This window comes from Actinoplanes palleronii, from assembly GCF_016862315.1.
Classification (GTDB): domain Bacteria; phylum Actinomycetota; class Actinomycetes; order Mycobacteriales; family Micromonosporaceae; genus Actinoplanes; species Actinoplanes palleronii.
The window spans coordinates 150117-168635 of the sequence record NZ_BOMS01000053.1 but is presented as its reverse complement, the minus strand read 5'-3'; the positions used below and the strand labels follow the sequence as shown (position 1 = coordinate 168635).

Sequence of the window (18519 nt, the reverse complement as noted above, 5' to 3'; positions counted from 1 at the left end):
GGGGGGCGTCTCCGGAAAGCAGAAACTCAGGCAGCCTGAGCGGCAGCGCCGCCGATGCCCTCGGCCTGAACGGCCGCGCGAGCGATCTCGACGATGGCCGCGAAAGCGACAGCGTCGTTGACCGCGAGCTCAGCCAGGATCTTGCGGTCGACCTCGACCTCAGCCAGCTTCAGACCCTGGATGAGACGGTTGTAGGTCATGCCGTTGGCCCGGGAGGCCGCGTTGATGCGCGTGATCCAGAGCTGACGGAAGTCGCCCTTCCGGTCACGGCGGTCGCGGTAGGCGTACTGCATCGAGTGCAGTACCTGCTCCTTGGCCTTCCGGTACAGGCGAGAGCGCTGACCGCGGTAACCGCTCGCGGTCTCGAGCAGAGTGCGGCGCTTCTTCTGGGCGTTTACCGCCCGCTTGACGCGTGCCATTTCAAGGACTCCTTACAGGGGAACGTGTCAGGCTCGCGTCAGCGACCCAGAAGCTTCTTCACTCGCGGAATGTCGACCTTGGCCACCGTGACAGTGCCGGTCATCCGACGGGTAACGTGGGAGGACTTGTGCTCCAGCAGGTGACGCTTACCGGTCAGCTCGCGCACGATCTTGCCCTTGCCGGTGACCTTCACCCGCTTACCCATGCCGGTGTGGCTCTTCATCTTCGGCACTTTAAAACGCCTCTTTCTGATCTTTCCGCGCGCCCGGGGGACGCGCGGAAAAGCTGACTACTCTACTGCTGCTGGGGTGTCGGCAGGCTCGGCCGACGGAACCTCGGTGCCGTCGTCGCCCTCGCGCGGCTCCCGGGCGGGCTTCGCGCCGGCCGCGACAGCGGCGACCGCGGCGGCCTTGGTGGCCCGGTGCGGTGCCAGCACCATGATCATGTTTCGACCGTCCTGCTTCGGGCTCGCTTCCACGAATCCGAGCTCGGAGATCTCCTCGCTGAGCCGGCGCAACAGCCGGAAACCCAACTCGGGGCGGCTCTGCTCACGGCCGCGGAACATGATCGTCACCTTGACCTTGTCGCCCGCCTTGAGGAACCGCACCACGTGACCCTTTTTGGTCTCGTAGTCGTGCGGGTCGATCTTCGGCCGAAGCTTCATTTCCTTGATGACGGTCTGCTGCTGGTTGCGCCGCGCTTCGCGGGCCTTCAGTGCGCTCTCGTACTTGAACTTGCCGAAGTCCATGAGCTTGCACACCGGCGGCCGCGCCATCGGAGCAACCTCGACCAGATCCAGGTCTACGTCCGCAGCCAGCTGCAGGGCGCGCTCGACCGGCACAATGCCGACCTGCTCACCCTCAGGGCCGACCAGACGGACTTCGCGAGCCCTGATCTGTTCGTTCACGCGTGGTTCGACGCTGATGGGGCCTCCTCAGAACGTACCTACTTCTGCCAATGTCGGTCGGCCCCGAGTCACCGTCCCCGCATGGGCAGGAACGGCCGGGAAAGCAGAAGACCTCGGCCGCACGTTTCCGCGCATGCCGAGGCCCGCTCGACCGGTCATCGGCGTCCAAAGGGAGGACGCGCCCCGGACAGGAAAAATTCCCTGTACGGCTGACCGGACCCGGTCATAGTCAATGACTCGGGTGGGAACCAGCGGGCTCCTCTTTCGCGCCGTGCTGGGCTCTCAGAAGATCAAGAGCAACGCATGGCGTGGTCGACTGCCCGCTAGTCTATCAGGCCTCGTGGGAGGCCTGGTGCAGGGCCCGGAGGCTCCGCACTCCGTCCACCGCGTAGTCCTTGTCGACCGCCTGCAGCGCGTGGATCGACACCTGCTCGTCGTCCAGCAGCTCGAGCTGCGCCCACGGCGAGTTGCGGTCGAACCGCACGGCGCGGACCACCGCCCACGGCAGGTCGTAGCCGCCGACCACGTTGCGCACGTGCACACCCTGGTCGTCAGCGGTGACCCTGGGCCGGCAGAACGCCAGGATGCCGAGGCCGATCAGGACGCCCAGACCGACCATGGCGGCCTGGTCGCCGCGCTGGAAGCTGCCCGAGCCGACCTGCCCGGCGTTCTCGAAACCGCCCTGCCCGTGCAGGCCGAAGCTGAGCACGGTGAACAGCACGACCACGCCGAGCGCGAGCGTACCGGCCACCCAGCGGATCTTCTGCGGGCGAAAAATCACGTCAGCCATCATCACAACCTGCAGTTGGCGATATCGGTTACCAGGATCGCACGCGCGCCGAGCTCGTACAGCTCGTCCATCACCCGGTGCACCTGGCTGCGCTGGACCATCGCCTGCACCGCGACCCAGCCCTCCCGGTGCAGCGGCGACACGGTCGGCGACTCGATGCCCGGGGTCAGCCCGGTCGCCTGCTCCAGCAGGTCGGCGCGGACGTCGTAGGCGAGCATCACGAAGTTGCGCGCCACCAGCACCCCGTTGAGCCGGCGCAGCAGCTGGGCGGCGCCGGCCGGCGGCTCCGCCTGGCGGCCGATCAGGATCGCCGACGAGCGCATCAGCGGCTCGCCGAGCGTGACCAGACCGGCCTGGCGCAGCGTGGCGCCGGTCTCCACCACATCGGCGATCAGGTCGGCGACCCCGAGCCGGACCGCGTTCTCGACCGCGCCGTCCAGGCGGACCACTTCGGCCTTCAGCTCGTGCTCGTCCAGGTACTGGCCGACCAGGCCGGGGAACGCGGTGGCGATCCGCTTGCCACCGAGCTGGTCGACCGAGGTCAGAGTCCCGGCCGGGGCGGCCCAGCGGAACGTGGCACCGCCGAAGTTCAGGTCGAGCAGCTCGGCGGCCGGCACCCCGGAGTCGACGAGCAGGTCGCGACCGGTGATCCCGAGATCCAGGTCACCCGAACCGACGTAGGTCGCGATGTCCCGGGGCCGCAGGTAGAAGAACTCGACGTTGTTGCCCTCGTCACGGCAGGCCAGGTCCTTGGGGTCGGAACGCTGGCGATAGCCGGCGTCCCGCAACATCTGTGATGCCGGCCCGGAGAGGGTCCCCTTGTTCGGAATGGCGATGCGCAGCATTGACGTGCTCCTTCGTTCTGATGGACGGATAGGGGCGCACGTCAGAGATGTCGGTACACGTCCTTGAGCTCGAGACCGGTGGCGATCATCAGGACTTGTGCCTGGTAGAGCAGCTGCGAGATCTCCTCGGCAGCCCGCTCCGGCCCCTCGTGCTCGGCGGCCATCCAGGACTCGGCCGCCTCCTCGACGACCTTCTTCCCGATGAAGTGGACTCCTCGTTCGAGCGCGGCGACCGTGCCCGAACCGGGGGTCTGCTCCGCCGCCTTGCGCTGCAATTCGGCGAACAGTTCTTCGAACGTCTTCACGGGAGACGATTGTGGCAGCTCATCACGTCTTGACGACGAACGCCCCCAGCGGTTGGGACGTCTTTTAAGCTGCCCGTCATGGTCAGCCGTTTCACCCCCCTCCTCGTGGGCGGCGCCGTGCTGGCGCTCGCCACCGTCACGGCCTGCTCCCCGGTCGAGGACGACACCACCACATCCACCGCATCCCCCAGCTCCTCAGCGGCGGATGCCTGCCCGTCCGGCTCGCTGGACACCCTCACCGCCGGCAAGATCACGATCGGCACCGACAACCCGGCGTACGAGCCGTGGTTCAAGGACAACAAGCCGGCCAGCGGTGAGGGCTTCGAGTCCGCCGTGGCGTACCAGGTCGCCGAGCGGCTCGGGTACTCCAAGGACAAGGTGGTCTGGACCTCGGTGACGTTCAACAACGCCATCGCGCCCGGGCCCAAGACGTTCGACTTCGACGTCAACCAGTTCTCGATCACCGACGAGCGCAAGCAGGCGGTCGACTTCTCCTCGCCGTACTACCTGGTCCGGCAGACCGTCATCACCACCAAGAAGTCCAAGATCGCGAACGTCACCACGCTGGCCGGGCTGACCGGCGCGAAGCTCGGCGCCCAGGTCGGCACGACCAGCTACCAGGCGATCACCGACATCATCAAGCCGTCCGGCAAGCCGTCGGTGTTCAACAGCAACGACGACGCCAAGGCGGCGCTGGAGAACGGCACCGTCGACGGCATCGTGGTGGACCTGCCGACCGCGTTCTACATGACCGCGGCCGAGCTGGACGACGGCATGATCCTCGGCCAGCTGCCGCAGGTCGGCGTGCCCGAGCAGTTCGGCCTGGTGCTGGACAAGGGCTCGAAGCTGACCGGCTGCGTGAGCAAGGCCGTGGATCAGCTGCGCCAGGACGGCACGCTCGCTGTACTGGAGAAGACCTGGTTGTCCGACGCGGGAGCACCCGAACTCAAGTGACCTATGCGCCAAGTGCGCGGCAGCAGGAGCGGTTCGCCTACCGTCGCCGGCAGGCGATCCGCTCGGTCCTGCTCGCCGCCCTCTCCACCGCCGTCGTCGGCGTGCTGTTCGCCGTCGGGATCACCGGGTCACCCGGCTGGCCCCGCGTCAAGCAGTCGTTCCTGAACGTCGACGTCGCCACGAAGTACCTGCCGGACATCCTCGACGGCTTCTGGCTCAACATCCAGCTGTTCCTGGTCTGCGCGCCGCTCGCGTTGCTGCTCGGGCTGCTGATGGCGGTGCTGCGCACGCTGCGGGGGCCGGTCTTCTTCCCGGTGCGCGCGATCGCGACCGGGTACACGTACATGTTCCGCGGGCTGCCGCTGATCATCACGATCTACCTGTTCGCGTTCGGCCTGCCCGGGCTGCGCCTGCAGGGCACCCCGGACGTGCTGGTGCTGGGCGGGGCGGCCATCACGATCACCTACGGGTCGTACCTGGCCGAGGTGTTCCGGGCCGGCATCGAGTCGGTGCACCCGAGCCAGATCGCCGCGGCCCGGTCGCTGGGCCTGAGCTATCGCCAGGCGATGCGGCACGTGGTGCTGCCCCAGGCGGTCCGCCGGGTCGCGCCGCCGCTGCTCAACGACGTCGTGTCGATGCAGAAGGACGTCGGCCTGATCTCACTGGCCGGCCCGATCGACGCGATCCGGTCGGCGCAGATCGGCCAGGCGGGCAGCGCGAACTTCACGCCCTACGTGGTGGCCGCGGTCCTGTTCATCCTGCTCGCCCTGCCCCTGATCGTGATCACCGACCGGGTGACGTTGCGGGCCGCCCGGACCCAGAACGCGGGGATCTGATGCTGCTCTCCTGCACCGACGTGCGTAAGACGTTCGGCGACCACGTGGTTCTGGACAACCTCGGCCTCGAGGTCGCGGAACACGAGGTGGTGGCGCTGATCGGGGCCTCCGGCTCGGGCAAGTCGACGCTGTTGCGCTGCGTCAACCTGCTCACCGGGATCGACGACGGAACGATCCACCTGGACGGCGAGGAGATCACCGACCCCAAGGTCAACCCCGATCTCGTACGCCAGAAGATCGGCCTGGTCTTCCAGTCCTACAACCTGTTCCCGCACATGACGGTGCTCGACAACATCACCCTGGCGCCCACCCGGGTGCACGGCAAGTCCGCCACCGAGGCTCGTGAGCTGGCCATGCAGTGGCTGGACCGGGTCGGGCTGGCCGACAAGGCGAAGGCCTTCCCGGACGGGCTCTCCGGCGGCCAGCAGCAGCGGGTGGCGATCGTCCGGGCACTGGTCAACAGCCCGCGGCTGCTGCTGCTCGACGAGGTCACCTCGGCGCTCGACCCGGAACTGGTCGGCGAGGTGCTCAGCATGATCCGTGACCTCAAGGCCGAGGGCATGACCATGGTGCTGGCCACCCACGAGATGGGCTTCGCCAAGCAGGTCGCCGACCGGGTGGTCTTCCTGGACGCCGGCCGGGTGCTCGAACAGGGCCCGCCCGCCCAGGTCCTCGGCGACCCGGTCGAACCCCGCACCCGCCAGTTCCTCGCCCGCATCATCGAGGCCGGCCGCCTGTAATCCGGTCCTCGCGCACGCGAGGCCGCCCACGGCCCGGACCGTGCCGCGCTCCCGGTCCCCGGCTGGCGCCCAGGGGTGTCTCAGGGTGCCGGAGGCACCCCTGAGAACCAGCCAAGACCGGGAGGCGCGCTGCGGCCGGGAGGAGCCGCGGTCTCGCGTCGGCCTCACGGGCGGGACTCGGCTCGTAGCCTGCGGACGGGCGCTCCACATCCGTACCGAAAAAAATGAAGCGGCCCGCTCGTTCCCGGAAGGAGCGAGGCGGGCCGGGCTTCTTGGTGATCAGGAGCGGTCGGACTTCTCGATCTCGCGGATGGCCAGGGCGGCGTCGAGGACCGCGACAGTGCTCTGCCAGCCCTTGTCCTCGATCGAGTCCTCCAGGCCGGCGCGGTCCCGGGCCTGGCCCAGGCTCTGCACGGTGAGGACGCCGTGCGCGACCGGGGTCTGCTCGTCCAGCGCGACCCGGGTGAGGCCGGCCGTGACGGCGTCGCAGACATACTCGAAGTGCTGGGTCTCGCCCTTGATCACCACACCGAGGGCGACCACCGCGTCGAAGCGCTTGGCCATCGCCTGGGCGACCACCGGCAGCTCGACCGAGCCGGCCACCCGGGCCACCACGACGTCCGTGACGCCGCACGCCTCGGCCGCTGCCCAGGCGCGCTCGATCATGTGATCGACCAGGTCGTTGTGCCAGCGTGAGCCGACGATACCGAGCCGGAGCCCGGCCGCGTCGACGGGCTGTGTATGTGGATCTCCGAAGCCGGCCATTAGTCGTCCCCCTCTATCGTCATTTTCACCCTCGAACGCGTGCAGGTCAGCCCAATGCCTCGAACAGGTGCCCCATCCGGTCCCGCTTGGTGCGCAGGTAGCGGACGTTCTCCGGGTGCAGGCGGACCGGCAGCGACTCGAGGCCGGTGACCCGCAGGCCGTAACCCTCGAGGCCGGCGCGCTTGGCCGGGTTGTTGGTGAGCAGGCGCATCGAGCGCACGCCCAGGTCGTAGAGGATCTGCGCGCCGGTGCCGTAGTCACGGGCGTCGGCCGGCAAGCCCAGCTCGAGGTTCGCGTCGACGGTGTCGAAGCCGCGGTCCTGCAACTGGTACGCCTGCAGCTTGTGCAGCAGGCCGATGCCGCGCCCCTCGTGACCGCGCATGTAGAGCACCACCCCGCGCCCGGCCGCCGCGACCCGCTCCAGGGCGGCGTCGAGCTGCGGGCCGCAGTCGCAGCGCCGGGAACCGAAGACGTCGCCGGTCAGGCACTCGGAGTGCACCCGGACCAGCACGTCCTCGCCGTCGGTCAGGTCGCCGAAGACCAGCGCGACGTGCTCGCCCTGGTCGGCCTCGGTGCGGTACCCGACCGCGGTGAAGACGCCGTGCTCGGTCGGCATGGTGGTCTCCACCACCCGCTCGACCTGCTTGCCGTCCTTCTCCCGCAGATACGCCACCAGGTCGGCGATGGTGACCAGCACCAGGTCGTGCTCGACCGCGAACTTCTCCAGGTCGGGGCGGCGCTGCATGGTGCCGTCGTCGTTGACCATCTCGCAGAGCGCGCCGGACGGGCTGCACCCGGCCAGCACGGCCAGGTCGATCGCGGCCTCGGTGTGGCCCGGGCGGCGCAGCACGCCGCCGGACTTGGCCCGCAGCGGCACGACGTGACCGGGCCGGGACAGGTCGGCCGGCTCGGTGGTGGCCGAGCCGAGCAGGCCGATGGTCCGCGCCCGGTCAGCGGCCGAGATGCCGGTGCTGACCCCGTGCTTGGCGTCGACGGCCACCGCGTAGGCGGTGCCCTTCTTGTCCTGGTTGGTGTGGTACATCGGGGGCAGGTCCAGCCGGTCGGCCTCCGACTCGGTGATCGCCACGCAGATGTACCCGGACGTGTAGCGGACCATGAACGCGACCAGCTCCGGGGTGGCGTGCTCGGCCGCGAAGATGAGGTCGCCCTCGTTCTCCCGGTCCTCGTCGTCCACCACGATCACCGGACGACCGGCCCGGATCTCGGCGATCGCGCGCTCGACGCTCTCAGACATGACGGCTCCCCAGCATCTTCTCGACGTACTTGGCGATCACGTCGACCTCGAGGTTGACCGGTTCGCCGATGGCTTTGCTGCCCAGAACGGTGTTCGTGGAGGTGGCCGGGATCATCCCGACCGAGAACGTGTCGTCGGTGACCGCCATGACGGTCAGCGAGACGCCGTCCACCGTGATCGAGCCCTTCTCCACCACGTAGCGCGCCAGCTCGGCCGGCAGCGAGAACGTGACGATCTCCCACTGGTCGGCGGCCTCCCTGCCGACGACCGTGGCGACCCCGTCCACGTGGCCCTGCACCAGGTGACCGCCGAGGCGGCTGCCGAGGGCGGCGGCACGCTCCAGGTTGACGTTGCCGCCGACCTTCAGCGCACCGAGCGAGGAGCGGCGCAGGGTCTCGCCCATCACGTCGGCGGTGAACACACCGTCGACGTTGTCGATGACGGTGAGACAGACCCCGTTGACCGAGATCGAGTCGCCGTCGCGGGCGTCGGAGGTGACGAGCGGGCCTTTGACCGCGATGACCGCGGAGTCTTCCTTGCCGTCGGTGAGCCGAATGATCTCGCCGAGTTCTTCGATGATTCCCGTGAACATAAGAAAGGGCCTTTCACTCCGAACTAGGGCGGTGGGCGGGGCGGTTGGAAGGCTTTCACTCCGAACTAGGGCGGTGGGCGGGGTGGTCGGAAGGCTTGGGGCGGAGCGTGGCGGTGAAGCGCAGGTCTGCACCGATCTGCGCGATATCCGTGAAGTCGAGTTCGAGCGCTTCGGCGATGGTGCTGATCCCCGCGTCGACCAGGGCGGCGCGGCCGGCGCCGAGCAGTTTCGGCGCGACGTAGCCGATCACGCGGTCGACCAGGCCGGCCGCCAGGAACGCGCCGGCCAGGGTCGGGCCGCCCTCCAGCAGGACGTTGCGGATGCCTCGCTCGAACAGGCCGGTGAGCACGGCGGTCAGGTCGACCCGGCCGTCCGGCCCGGGACCCGCCTCGGCCGTGGTGACGATCCAGGTGGACGCGGCCGCGTCGCGGACCCGGGCGGTCGTAGGGGTCCGCCCGTGCGAGTCGACCACCACCCGCAGCGGCTGTTTGATGGCGAGCGAGCCGTCCCGCAGGTCGCGGACGGTCAGCTGCGGGTCGTCGGCGAGCACGGTGCCGACCCCGGCCACGATCGCGTCCACCGTGCTGCGCAGCACGTGCACGTCGGCGCGCGACTCGGCGGAGCTGACCCACTGGCTGGTGCCGTCGGCGGCGGCCGAGCGCCCGTCGAGGGTGGCGGCGAACTTCCAGGTGACATACGGCCGGCCCCGGCGGACCGCGGTCAGCCAGGCGATGTTGCCCAGCTCCGCGTCGGGGCGGCGCATCCCGGTCGCGACCTGCAGACCGGCCGCCCGCATGGTGGCGGCGCCGCCGGAGGCCACCGGGTTCGGGTCGTCGACGGCGATCACCACCCGGCGCAGCCCGGCCTGGATCAGCGCGTCCGAGCACGGGCCGGTGCGGCCGGTGTGGTTGCACGGCTCCAGGGTGACCACGCAGGTGCCACCGCGAGCCCGTTCACCGGCCTGCGCCAGCGCGACGATCTCGGCGTGCGGGCCGCCGGCGTACGCGTGGAAGCCCTCGCCGACCACCTCGCCCTCGGGGCTGAGCAGCAGGCAACCGACCACCGGGTTGGGGCTGGTCGTGCCGAGGCCCCGGGCGGCCAGCGCGATCGCGCGGCGCATCGCCTCGTCCTCGGTCACCATCCGCGTGTCGTCCTCTCGCGCGTTCGTCCGGTTCGTGCGAGGAGACGAACGCGGCTTATGCCGCGAATCTTCCCGCCCGATCCGGTCCGCACGATCTCTCGCGCGGTCTGGTCACGCGCTGAGAGAGGGAGAAAAAACGCCAGAAAAGGACACCAAGGGTACGCTTCGCGCACCCCGGTTGGACGCACCCCTGCTGAGGGCACACCCGTCCGATTCCGCGCGCTGTCTCCCATCCGGACTGTCTGGCCGGGCTTTCGCCTGACCAACCGTCGGCCCCGGAGTCTCACCAGGTCCACCGGCCGTCATGGTCTGACGTCCGGGTCGCGGGCTTACCGATGCTTGCGCGTCGGATCACCGCCGGTTCGGAATCTCACCGAATCCCGCCAGCGCGTGGTGGGTTACCCCCGAGTCTTGCACGCACTTGCGGATTTGCCACCCCGGGCGCGAGGGATCTCACAACCGCTTACCGACCAGGGCTCCGATAAGGGTTGCGGCGTGCTCGACCTCGTCCTCGGTGTTGTAGTAGTGCGGCGAGAACCGGACCAGCGGCGGCGGATCCCGGTCCTCAGTGTCGAACTGCTGGTGCGCCGGCGTGGTGCTGCTGACGTTCACCCCGGACTCGGCCAGCCGGGTCACCACCTGCTCGGCCGGCACCCCCTCGGCCACCGCCGTGACGATCGCGCACTGCTCGCGGCCCAGGTCGTAGACGGTCACGCCGGGGGTGTCCTCGAGCAGGCCGCGCATCCGGTCGCCGAGCTCCGCGTTCCGCTTGCCGATCTCGTCCAGGCCCAGGTTGAGTGCCTGGTCGACGGCCGCGCCCAGCCCGAGCACGGCCGCGTAGTTGAGCTCCCAGGTGGCGAACCGCTGCGCGCCGGGCGCCCAGTCGAAGCCGCGCGCGCCGTCCCAGACCGCCGACTGGATCTCCACGACGTGCGGGTCGAGCCGTTCCAGCAGGCCGGTGCGTACCCAGAGGAAGCCGGTGCCACGCGGCCCGCGCAAGAACTTGCGGCCGGTGCCGCAGAGGAAGTCGCAGCCGATCTCCTCGACGTCGACCGGGAACTGGCCGACCGACTGGGTGGCGTCCAGCAGGTACGGCACGCCGGCCGCCCGGGCGATCCGCCCCACCTCGGCGGCCGGGTTGACCAGCCCGCCCGCGGTGGGCACGTGGGTCAGGCCGATCAGCTTCGTCCGGTCGTCGATCAGGCCGGCCAGGGCGGACGTGTCGATCTGGCCGTGCTCGTCGTTCGGCACCACCACCACCTCGGCGCCGGCCCGGCGGGCCGCCTGCAGGTAGGCCAGGACGTTGCTGCCGTACTCGTTGCGGCCGGTCAGCACCCGGTCGCCGGCGCGCAGCGGCACCGCGTAGAACGCCGCCTGCCAGGCGTGGGTCGCGTTGTCGAAGAGCGCGATCTCGTCGGGGCGGCCGCCGAGCAGCTCGGCCAGCCCGGTGTGGACGGCGGCGACCCGGCCGGCCGCCGCCTGCGCCGCCTCGTACCCGCCGATCTCGGCCTCCAGGCGCAGATGCCCGACGACGGTGTCCAGGGTGGCCTGCGACATCAGGGCCGCGCCCGCGTTGTTGAGGTGGATCCGGTGCCGGCAACCGGGAGTGCCGGCACGAAGCGCGTCGACGTCCATCTCCGCAGATTGGCAGATTCACCGGCACGTCGCACCTGTCGTAGACAGTGTCTACCGGCTCTGGTAGACACTGTCTATGCCCGCTGACGACGCCTTACGTGATCGTCTGGTGCGCGTGGGCGCCGAGTTGTTGCGTACCGAAAGTCCTGGCGCCCTCTCACTGCGTGAGATAGCCCGCCGGGCCGGCGTCTCGCACGGCGCGCCGCGCCGCTACTTCCCGACCCATCTGGCGCTGCTCTCGGCCATCGCCCGGTCCGGCTTCGCCGACCTGTCCGCACAGGTCACCACGGCCCTGCGCACCGCCGCTCAGGACCCGCGGACGCAGATCACCACGATGGCGCACCTCTACGTACGGTTCGCCGCGACCAACCGCAGCATGTTCGAGCTGATGTTCCGGCACGACCTGCTGCAGAGCGGCGGCCACCTGGGCCTGCGGGACGCGTCGCTCCCGTTGTTCCGGCTCCTGGTCGACCTGGTCGCCGCGGCCCGGCCGGCCGCCGGGACCTCCGCCGAGATCAGTGCGGCCGCGATCTGGGCGGCCCTGCACGGCACCGCGGAGTTGTGGAACTGGGGCTCGCTGACCCTGGCCGCCGGCGCCACCGACCCGGCCCCGTTCGTCGACGCGATCCTGACCGCCCATCTCGGCCCTTCGGAACACAACGCCGCCATGCCCGCACCGGAAGGTTCCCGATGACCCGCATGCCGCCCCTGTACGCCTCGGCCCACCGCACCCTCGGCATCCTGCTGCGCGGCCTCTGGCCGACCACCGTGACCGGCCTGGAGAACCTGCCGGCCACCGGCGCGATCCTGGCCGCCAACCACCACGCCATCGCCGACCAGCTGTTCCTCGGGATCAACACGCCCCGGCACATCGCGTTCTGGGCCAAGGCGGAGTATTTCCGCGGCGACGGCCTGGTCGGCGGGCTGACCCGGCGGGTGGTCACCGGGATGGGCGCCATCCCGGTCGAGCGGGCCGGCGGGCGGGCGGTGCTGACCGCCTTCGACGCGGCGGTGCCGATCCTGCGGGGCGGCGGGCTGGTCGCGGTCTTCCCGGAGGGCACCCGCTCCCCCGACGGCCGGCTCTACCGCGGGCGTACCGGTGCGGTGCGCCTGGCGGCACAGGCCGGAGTGCCGGTCGTGCCGATCGGCATCCGCGGCACCGACCACATCCGGCGGGCCGGCGACCGGTTCCCGCGGCCGCAGGCGATCAGCCTGGCGTTCGGGACGCCGATCCCGGTGAAGGTCGAGTCGGCGCCGGACGCCAGGCGGCTCACCGACGAGCTGATCGCCGCGATCCAGGCGCTGACCGGGCAGGAGTACGCCGGGTCCTACGCCCCGATCCGGCACGGCTGACCAGCGTCAGCCTTCCGGCTCCGGCCTGCGGCGGTCGATGGCGACGTAGGAGCCGGGCTGCGACTTGGCGACCTTCTTCATCTCCGAGGCGACCGCGATGACCATCCGGGGGTCGTCGAACTGCCGGCCGCCGTCGGTGGCCTGCGCGACCCCGATCGAGAGCGTCACCAGGGCGGCCCGCTGCTTGTTGCCCCGGCGGTCCGGCACCTCGATGTAGCCGCGCTGCGCGTCGATCGCGTCGTAGAGCCGGTCGGCGGCCGACTCGAAGTCGGTGACCATGCTCTTGGTCAGCGGCAGCACCTGGTCCGGGTGGCAGATGAAGACGAAGTCGTCACCGCCGATGTGGCCCAGGAAGATCGACGGCTTGCCGGTCGACGCACTGGCCCGCTGCAGGCTCCGGGCCAGGGTGATGATGAACTCGTCACCGCGGTCGAAGCCGTAGACGTCGTTGACGCTCTTGAACCGGTCGACGTCGATGTAACCGACCGAGTAGTCGCCGCCGGCCCGCATCCGGTCGCCGATCTCGCGGCGCACCCGGGCGTTGCCGGGCAGCCCGGTCAGCGGCGAGACCTCGCGGAACTCCTTGTTGCGGCGCAGCGTGGTGGTCACCCGGGCGATCAGCTCGGCGGTGTCGAAGGGCTTCGTCAGATAGTCGTCGGCGCCGTTGGTCAGCCCGACCACCTTGTCCACGGTCATGCTCCGGGCGGTCAGCATGATCACCGGCAGGGCGGAGGTCAGCGGCTCCGCGCGCAGCTTGCGGACCAGCTCGACCCCGTCCATCCGGGGCATCATCCAGTCGACGACCGCCAGATCCGGGCGGTGCGTCTCCATCAGGTCGAGCGCTTCCTGCCCGTCCCGGGCCCGGATCACCTCGAAGCCCTGCACCTTGAGGTTGAACTCGACGAAACTCGCGATGTCCTGATCGTCGTCGACGACCAGGATCAGGTCAGGTCGTTGCTCCTCGTCCTCGAACCCGAAGTCGTCGACAACGGGTCCCGGCTCGGCAGTACTCACATCGACTTCCCCATACGTCCGGCGGCCAATGCACGCAGCTTACGCACCGCCTCGGCGGGATCGGCCGCGCCATAGACGGCCGTGCCCGCCACGAACGCGTCGGCACCCGCCTCGGCGGCCTGCTCGATGGTGTCCGCCGCGATGCCGCCGTCCACCTCGATCCGCACGTCGAGGTCGCCGACGGTGACCCGCCGCCGCACGTCACGCACCTTGTCGAGCATCTCCGGCATGAACTTCTGCCCGCCGAACCCGGCCTTGATCGTCATGATCAGCACGGTGTCCAGATAGGGCAGCAGCTCCAGGTACGGCTCGACCGGCGTGTCCCGGTCGATCGCCAGCCCGGCCTTGGCGCCCGCGGCCCGCAACGACTTCGCCAGCGCCACCGGGTCGTCGCACGCCTCGGCGTGGAACGTCACGTTGTACGCCCCGGCCTCGGCGTAGGCCGGCGCCCAGCGCTGCGGGTCGGCGATCATCAGGTGGACGTCGAACGGGATCGTGGTGGCCTTGCGCAGGCTCTGCACCACCGGCAGGCCGAGCGTCAGGTTCGGCACGAAATGGTTGTCCATGACATCGACGTGCACCCAGTCGGCCGCCCCCTCGATGGCACGCACTTCCTCACCGAGACGAGAGAAGTCGGAGGCGAGAATGCTCGGCGCGATGATCGGTGAAGGCGTCACCGGCAAAGTGTATGACCCCGCACTCGAGCCACAGCACGGGAACGGCAGCCGACCGGCACGCGAACTTTCGCTCACCAATCCGCGAACCCGCCCGCGGGCGCCTGTGTACGGCCTGTGCGCTGGGTATCGTCCCGCCCCATGATCACGACGCTGGACCAGCGCCGCGCGCCGGAGGACCCCACCAGCACCCTGGAACCCCGCCGGCCGCACCGCATCGCGGTCCTCGACGGGCTCCGGCTGCTGGCCGCGCTGGCCGTCGCCTTCTACCACCTGTCCGGTGGCCTGACGGTGGCCAAGGCCTGGGCGGCGCATCCTCGGGACCTGTTCCCCACCCTGTCCCCGATCGCCGCCTACGGCTGGCTGGGCGTCGAGCTGTTCTTCATGATCAGCGGTTTCGTCATCTGCATGAGCTGCTGGGGTCGTACCCCCGGGCAGTTCTTCCGGTCCCGGGTGATCCGCCTCTTCCCGGCGTACTGGCCGGCCGTGCTGATCACCACGGCCGTGGTGGCGTTCTGGCCGGTCGCCACCACCCGGCTGCCGTGGGACCAGGTGATCGCCAACCTGACCATGCTGCACACCCCGATGGGCGTGAAGAACATCGACGCGTCGTACTGGACGCTCTGGGCCGAGATGCGGTTCTACCTGCTCTTCGCCGTCGTCCTGGTATGGCGCGGGCTGACCCTGCGCAACACCCTGCTGTTCGGGTACGGCTGGCTGGTCGCCGCCGTCCTGAGCGACGCCTCGAAGATGCCGGTCCTCGGGCAGATCTTCCAGCCCACCTTCGCACCGCTCTTCGTGGCCGGCATCGCGTTCTTCCTGATCCACAAGTTCGGACCGGACCTGCAGCTGTGGGGGCTGGTCGGCCTGTCCTGGGCGCTCGCCATGCACACAGTGGTGGGCCGGGTGGCGAGCACCGCGTCCTCGGACCGGCACCACCTCGACCCCCGGGTCGGCATGGTCATGGTGAGTCTGTTCTTCGCCCTGCTCGCCGTGATCGCGATGGGCTGGACGGCCCGGATCCAGTGGCGCTGGCTGACCTGGGCCGGCGCCCTGACCTACCCGTTCTACCTGCTGCACCAGAGCATCGGCTGGTCGCTCATCCACGCGATGAACGGCATCCGGCCGCACCTGCTCGTGCTCGTGGCGGTGATCCTGCTGCTGCTCCTCGCCGCCTGGCTGCTGCACCGCCTGGTGGAGAGGCCACTCGCCCGGGTGATGCGGGTGAAACTCGACCAGGCCGCCCTCGCGAGGCGGCCGGGCTGATCAGCCCGGCCGCGTCGTCAGTTCGTCTTCCGGTCTCAGCTCGTGCGGCGCAGCACGGCCAGGAACATCGCGTCGGTGCCGTGGCGGTGCGGCCACAGCTGCACCGTCGGTCCCGGGCCCAGCCCCGGCATGCCCGGCGGCAGCAGCGGACGGGCGTCCACGAAGTCGACCTCGACGCCGCTGCGCCGGGCCCCCTCGCTCACCGTCACCTGGGTCTCCACCATGTGCGGGGAGCACGTCACGTACGCCACCACGCCGCCCGGACGGACCGCGCGCAGCGCCGCCACCAGCAGCTCCCGCTGCAGCTTGGTGAGCGGCGGCAGGTCGGCCGGCTGCCGGCGCCAGCGCGACTCGGGCCGGCGCCGCAGCGAGCCCAGCCCGGTGCACGGCGCGTCCACCAGCACCCGGTCGAACGCCTCCTCGGGCAGGTCCGGGTCGCGGCCCACCGAGCGGCCGTCCATCGGGAACACCGTCACCGGCATCCCCTCGGTGGCCTGCTCGACCAGGCGGGCCCGGTGCTCGGCCACCTCGACCGCGGTCACCTCGGCGCCCCGGCCGGCCGCGATCGCGCCGATCAGGCCGGTCTTGCCACCCGGGCCGGCGCACAGGTCCAGCCAGCGGGTGTCCCGGCCCTCGACCGGTGCGGCCAGCAGCGCCGCCGCGACCAGCTGCGAACCCTCGTCCTGGACGTGGGCCCGGCCCTCCCGGATGGCGGCCATCTCGCGCGGCGCGCCACCGCTGAGATAGACCGAGTACGGAGAGAACGCCCCCGGCACCCCGTTCACCTCGTCGGCCAGGTCGACCGCGTCGACCCGCCCCGGACGCGCGCACAGATGCACGGCCGGCGGCTGGTTGTCCTCGATCAGCAGCCGGGCGGTCTCCTCCAGGTCGCCGCCGAGCGCCTCGGCGAACGACCGGACGATCCACTGCGGGTGGTTGTGCAGCACCGACAGGCTGGCGATCGGGTCGTCCTCGTACTTCGGGGTGATCTTCTCGAGCCAGGCCTCGACCGGCGTCTCGGAGATCGTGCGCATCACCGCGTTGGCGAAGCCGGACGCGGCCGGCGCCACCGAGCGCACCAGGTCGACGGTCTGGTTGACCGCGGCGTGCGACGGGACCCGGGTGTAGAGCAGCTGGTAGGCGCCGAGCCGCAGCGCGTCCCGGGCCGGCGGGTCGATCCGGGACACCTCACGGCCGGCCGCCTCGGCGATGATCAGGTCGAGGGTGCCGAGGGCACGCAGGGTGCCGTAGGTCAGCTCGGTGGCGAACGCCGCGTCCCGCCCGTGCAGACCCATCCCGCTGAGGATGTCGGACAGGACCAGGTTTCCGTACGCGTCGTCGCGGTGCACAGCGGCGATCGCCTCGTACGCCGCCTGCCTAGCCGGGTCGGACGGCGGGCGACCGGCCCGCGGCGCCCGGCCACTGCGGTCGTCGCGGGGACTTCCCGGGCCGGACGGCCGACGAGGCCCGGCACTGTGCGGCCGTGAAGCCCGATGTTCCGTCACGCCAGTTTCTCCCCTGCTTCGAGGCGCAATCCACGCGCCCAATCAGTCGCGGCCATCGGCTTCTTGCCGGCGGCTCGCACCTCACCCAACTGCACCGGTGTCGTCGCGGTACCGACCAGCACCTGGGCGCGCTCCACCCGCAGCTCGCCGGGCTCCAGGTACGGCCCGTTCGCGATCGGCCGGACCGGTCCCAGCTTCAGCCGGTCCTCGCGCAGCGTCGTCCACGCGCCCGGCGCCGGGGTGCACGCCCGGATCCGCCGGTCCACCGCGAACGACGGGTCGGTCCAGCGGATCCGCGCGTCGTCGACGCTGAGCTTCGGCGCCAGGCTGATCCCGTCGTGCGGCTGCGGACGTGCCACGGCCTGACCCGACTCGATCGCGTCGAGCACCGCGACGAGCAGCCCGGCACCCTCGGTGGCGAGGCGTTCCAGCAGATCGCCGGAGGTGTCGGTGAACCGGATCTGGTCGGTGACGGTGCCGTAGACCGGGCCGGTGTCCAGCCCGGCCTCCAGCTCGAACACGCTGGCACCGGTCACCTCGTCGCCGTGCAGGACGGCGTGCTGCACCGGCGCCGCGCCGCGCCAGGCGGGCAGCAGCGAGAAGTGCAGGTTCACCCATCCGTGGCGGGGGATCTCCAGCGCGGACGGCGGGACCAGCGCGCCGTACGCCACCACCGGCGCGCAGTCGGGCGCGAGCTCGCGCAGGCGCTCCTGGAACTCGGGCTCCCGCGGCCGCTCCGGGGTGAGCACCTCGATGCCGCGCTCGTCGGCCCAGGCCCCGACGGGCGACCGGACCAGGCGGCGGCCACGACCGGCCGGCGCGTCCGGGCGGGTCACCACGGCGAGCAGTTCGTGTCCGGACGCGGAGATCGCGTCCAGGCTGGGCAGCGCCACCTCGGGCGTGCCGGCGAAGACCAGGCGCATCAGATCACCGGCCCATGCCGAAGATGCCCCGGCCGTGCGGGCTCTCCTTGACGGTGGGGGGTTTTGCCACGTCGTACCACTCGGCGGAGCGGATCTGCTTCATCGCATCCTTGCGTGAGGTGGTGTCCAGCCGGTCCAGGAAGAGCACGCCGTCCAGGTGGTCGGTCTCGTGCTGCACGCAGCGTGCCATCAGCCCGGTGCCGACCAGCTGGATCGGGTCGCCGTGCTCGGAGAAGCCGTTCGCCACCACGTTCTGCCGGCGCTTGGTGTCGACGTAGATGCCCGGGATGGAGAGGCAGCCCTCCGGGCCGTCCTGCTCCTCCTCATCGGGGAACGACAGCACCGGGTTGACGATGTGCCCGACCACCTCGTCGACGTCGAAGGTGAACACGCGCAGGCCGACACCGAGCTGCGGGGCGGCCAGGCCGGCGCCGCCCTCGTCGAGCATGGTGTCGGTGAGGTCCTTGACCAGCTTGCGGAGTTCTTTGTCGAAGTCGACCACTAGGTCGGCCTCGGTGCGCAACACCGGGTCGCCGAAGAGACGGATGGGCTGGACGGTCACGCGGCGGAACTCCTCAGTCAGGAACGGCTGCAGTCAG

General features: G+C 70.4%; 22 protein-coding genes and 1 riboswitch. Of the genes, 6 read left to right on the top strand and 16 right to left on the bottom strand.

What is annotated here, in order from left to right:
* Positions 1-26: 26 nt before the first annotated feature.
* The 6 genes from rplT to Apa02nite_RS20470 all read right to left on the bottom strand — a co-directional run bounded on the left by rplT (position 27) and on the right by Apa02nite_RS20470 (position 3267).
* A complete protein-coding gene (gene rplT / locus Apa02nite_RS20495) occupies positions 27-419 on the bottom strand; it encodes a 50S ribosomal protein L20 (protein ID WP_067696640.1) in 393 nt (130 codons plus the stop codon).
* A 38-nt stretch (positions 420-457) separates the two neighbouring features.
* A complete protein-coding gene (gene rpmI, locus Apa02nite_RS20490; RefSeq protein ID WP_067696637.1) occupies positions 458-652 on the bottom strand; it encodes a 50S ribosomal protein L35 in 195 nt (64 codons plus the stop codon).
* Between the two features lie 57 nt (positions 653-709).
* Complete coding sequence (infC, locus tag Apa02nite_RS20485; RefSeq protein ID WP_067696634.1) at positions 710-1327, bottom strand: translation initiation factor IF-3; 618 nt, start codon at positions 1325-1327, stop codon at positions 710-712.
* 331 nt (positions 1328-1658) lie between these two features.
* Complete coding sequence (locus Apa02nite_RS20480) at positions 1659-2117, bottom strand: PH domain-containing protein (protein WP_157441612.1); 459 nt, start codon at positions 2115-2117, stop codon at positions 1659-1661.
* A gap of 2 nt (positions 2118-2119) precedes the next feature.
* The gene (hisG, locus tag Apa02nite_RS20475) at positions 2120-2962 is read right to left on the bottom strand and encodes an ATP phosphoribosyltransferase (RefSeq protein WP_067696628.1); all 843 of its coding nucleotides are present in this window, start codon (positions 2960-2962) and stop codon (positions 2120-2122) included.
* Between the two features lie 41 nt (positions 2963-3003).
* Positions 3004-3267 (bottom strand): phosphoribosyl-ATP diphosphatase, encoded by a 264-nt coding sequence (locus Apa02nite_RS20470; RefSeq protein WP_067696625.1) that lies wholly within the window; start codon positions 3265-3267, stop codon positions 3004-3006.
* A gap of 78 nt (positions 3268-3345) precedes the next feature.
* Here Apa02nite_RS20470 and Apa02nite_RS20465 point away from each other — a divergent pair, with 78 nt between their 5' ends.
* The 3 genes from Apa02nite_RS20465 to Apa02nite_RS20455 are packed head-to-tail and all read left to right on the top strand — an operon-like array spanning position 3346 to position 5797.
* A complete protein-coding gene (locus tag Apa02nite_RS20465) occupies positions 3346-4221 on the top strand; it encodes an ABC transporter substrate-binding protein (RefSeq protein ID WP_203826383.1) in 876 nt (291 codons plus the stop codon).
* Positions 4218-5057, top strand: a complete 840-nt coding sequence (locus Apa02nite_RS20460; RefSeq protein WP_067696618.1) for an amino acid ABC transporter permease — start codon at positions 4218-4220, stop codon at positions 5055-5057. The genes Apa02nite_RS20465 and Apa02nite_RS20460 overlap by 4 nt, the downstream gene beginning before the upstream one ends.
* A complete protein-coding gene (locus Apa02nite_RS20455; protein WP_203826382.1) occupies positions 5057-5797 on the top strand; it encodes an amino acid ABC transporter ATP-binding protein in 741 nt (246 codons plus the stop codon). Before Apa02nite_RS20460 ends, Apa02nite_RS20455 begins: the two co-directional genes overlap by 1 nt.
* A gap of 279 nt (positions 5798-6076) precedes the next feature.
* On the opposite strand, the gene ribH is transcribed toward Apa02nite_RS20455, so the two are convergent.
* The 5 genes from ribH to Apa02nite_RS20430 form a co-directional block, all read right to left on the bottom strand.
* Entirely contained in the window at positions 6077-6562 is a 486-nt protein-coding gene (gene ribH, locus Apa02nite_RS20450; protein WP_067696613.1) for a 6,7-dimethyl-8-ribityllumazine synthase, read from the bottom strand.
* A 46-nt stretch (positions 6563-6608) separates the two neighbouring features.
* The gene (locus Apa02nite_RS20445) at positions 6609-7817 is read right to left on the bottom strand and encodes a bifunctional 3,4-dihydroxy-2-butanone-4-phosphate synthase/GTP cyclohydrolase II (RefSeq protein WP_203826381.1); all 1209 of its coding nucleotides are present in this window, start codon (positions 7815-7817) and stop codon (positions 6609-6611) included.
* On the bottom strand, positions 7810-8409 hold the full coding sequence (locus Apa02nite_RS20440) for a riboflavin synthase (RefSeq protein WP_203826380.1): 600 nt from the start codon (positions 8407-8409) through the stop codon (positions 7810-7812). The genes Apa02nite_RS20445 and Apa02nite_RS20440 overlap by 8 nt, the downstream gene beginning before the upstream one ends.
* A gap of 55 nt (positions 8410-8464) precedes the next feature.
* Entirely contained in the window at positions 8465-9550 is a 1086-nt protein-coding gene (gene ribD / locus Apa02nite_RS20435; RefSeq protein WP_203826379.1) for a bifunctional diaminohydroxyphosphoribosylaminopyrimidine deaminase/5-amino-6-(5-phosphoribosylamino)uracil reductase RibD, read from the bottom strand.
* 217 nt (positions 9551-9767) lie between these two features.
* A riboswitch (FMN riboswitch) is annotated at positions 9768-9942 on the bottom strand.
* Between the two features lie 61 nt (positions 9943-10003).
* Entirely contained in the window at positions 10004-11185 is a 1182-nt protein-coding gene (locus tag Apa02nite_RS20430) for an aminotransferase class V-fold PLP-dependent enzyme (RefSeq protein WP_203826378.1), read from the bottom strand.
* 76 nt (positions 11186-11261) lie between these two features.
* Here Apa02nite_RS20430 and Apa02nite_RS20425 point away from each other — a divergent pair, with 76 nt between their 5' ends.
* Positions 11262-11879, top strand: coding sequence for a TetR/AcrR family transcriptional regulator (locus Apa02nite_RS20425; protein WP_203826377.1), 618 nt, complete (start codon positions 11262-11264; stop codon positions 11877-11879).
* A gap of 5 nt (positions 11880-11884) precedes the next feature.
* Positions 11885-12538 carry a lysophospholipid acyltransferase family protein gene (locus Apa02nite_RS20420; protein ID WP_373873012.1) on the top strand — a complete coding sequence of 218 codons (654 nt, stop codon included), beginning with the start codon at positions 11885-11887 and terminating at the stop codon, positions 12536-12538.
* Between the two features lie 6 nt (positions 12539-12544).
* Here Apa02nite_RS20420 and Apa02nite_RS20415 read toward each other — a convergent pair whose 3' ends face one another.
* Together Apa02nite_RS20415 and rpe are read right to left on the bottom strand one after the other, a co-directional pair.
* Positions 12545-13552: a GGDEF domain-containing response regulator gene (locus tag Apa02nite_RS20415; RefSeq protein ID WP_067696599.1), complete on the bottom strand. Its 1008-nt coding sequence runs from the start codon at positions 13550-13552 to the stop codon at positions 12545-12547.
* Positions 13549-14229, bottom strand: a complete 681-nt coding sequence (gene rpe, locus Apa02nite_RS20410) for a ribulose-phosphate 3-epimerase (RefSeq protein WP_067696596.1) — start codon at positions 14227-14229, stop codon at positions 13549-13551. The genes Apa02nite_RS20415 and rpe overlap by 4 nt, the downstream gene beginning before the upstream one ends.
* A gap of 138 nt (positions 14230-14367) precedes the next feature.
* Between rpe and Apa02nite_RS20405 the strand changes: the two genes are divergently transcribed.
* Positions 14368-15492: an acyltransferase family protein gene (locus tag Apa02nite_RS20405; protein WP_203826375.1), complete on the top strand. Its 1125-nt coding sequence runs from the start codon at positions 14368-14370 to the stop codon at positions 15490-15492.
* Between the two features lie 35 nt (positions 15493-15527).
* Here Apa02nite_RS20405 and Apa02nite_RS20400 read toward each other — a convergent pair whose 3' ends face one another.
* Genes Apa02nite_RS20400 through def form a run of 3 tightly spaced genes read right to left on the bottom strand, consistent with a single transcriptional unit; the run spans position 15528 to position 18482 of the window.
* The gene (locus Apa02nite_RS20400; protein ID WP_067696593.1) at positions 15528-16997 is read right to left on the bottom strand and encodes an RsmB/NOP family class I SAM-dependent RNA methyltransferase; all 1470 of its coding nucleotides are present in this window, start codon (positions 16995-16997) and stop codon (positions 15528-15530) included.
* The gene (fmt, locus tag Apa02nite_RS20395; RefSeq protein ID WP_203826374.1) at positions 16994-17920 is read right to left on the bottom strand and encodes a methionyl-tRNA formyltransferase; all 927 of its coding nucleotides are present in this window, start codon (positions 17918-17920) and stop codon (positions 16994-16996) included. Before fmt ends, Apa02nite_RS20400 begins: the two co-directional genes overlap by 4 nt.
* A 4-nt stretch (positions 17921-17924) precedes the next feature.
* Positions 17925-18482, bottom strand: coding sequence for a peptide deformylase (def, locus tag Apa02nite_RS20390; protein WP_067696587.1), 558 nt, complete (start codon positions 18480-18482; stop codon positions 17925-17927).
* Positions 18483-18519 lie beyond the last annotated feature (37 nt).

Bases quoted from the DNA above. Each gene is read 5' to 3' on its own strand.
- rplT (WP_067696640.1), bottom strand. From the start codon at position 419: ATGGCACGCGTCAAGCGGGCGGTAAACGCCCAGAAGAAGCGCCGCACT.
- Apa02nite_RS20480 (WP_157441612.1), bottom strand. From the start codon at position 2,117: ATGGCTGACGTGATTTTTCGCCCGCAGAAGATCCGCTGGGTGGCCGGT.
- hisG (WP_067696628.1), bottom strand. From the start codon at position 2,962: ATGCTGCGCATCGCCATTCCGAACAAGGGGACCCTCTCCGGGCCGGCA.
- Apa02nite_RS20465 (WP_203826383.1), top strand. From the start codon at position 3,346: ATGGTCAGCCGTTTCACCCCCCTCCTCGTGGGCGGCGCCGTGCTGGCG.
- Apa02nite_RS20455 (WP_203826382.1), top strand. From the start codon at position 5,057: ATGCTGCTCTCCTGCACCGACGTGCGTAAGACGTTCGGCGACCACGTG.
- ribH (WP_067696613.1), bottom strand. From the start codon at position 6,562: ATGGCCGGCTTCGGAGATCCACATACACAGCCCGTCGACGCGGCCGGG.
- Apa02nite_RS20445 (WP_203826381.1), bottom strand. From the start codon at position 7,817: ATGTCTGAGAGCGTCGAGCGCGCGATCGCCGAGATCCGGGCCGGTCGT.
- Apa02nite_RS20440 (WP_203826380.1), bottom strand. From the start codon at position 8,409: ATGTTCACGGGAATCATCGAAGAACTCGGCGAGATCATTCGGCTCACC.
- ribD (WP_203826379.1), bottom strand. From the start codon at position 9,550: ATGGTGACCGAGGACGAGGCGATGCGCCGCGCGATCGCGCTGGCCGCC.
- Apa02nite_RS20430 (WP_203826378.1), bottom strand. From the start codon at position 11,185: ATGGACGTCGACGCGCTTCGTGCCGGCACTCCCGGTTGCCGGCACCGG.
- Apa02nite_RS20425 (WP_203826377.1), top strand. From the start codon at position 11,262: ATGCCCGCTGACGACGCCTTACGTGATCGTCTGGTGCGCGTGGGCGCC.
- Apa02nite_RS20420 (WP_373873012.1), top strand. From the start codon at position 11,885: ATGCCGCCCCTGTACGCCTCGGCCCACCGCACCCTCGGCATCCTGCTG.
- Apa02nite_RS20405 (WP_203826375.1), top strand. From the start codon at position 14,368: ATGATCACGACGCTGGACCAGCGCCGCGCGCCGGAGGACCCCACCAGC.
- fmt (WP_203826374.1), bottom strand. From the start codon at position 17,920: ATGCGCCTGGTCTTCGCCGGCACGCCCGAGGTGGCGCTGCCCAGCCTG.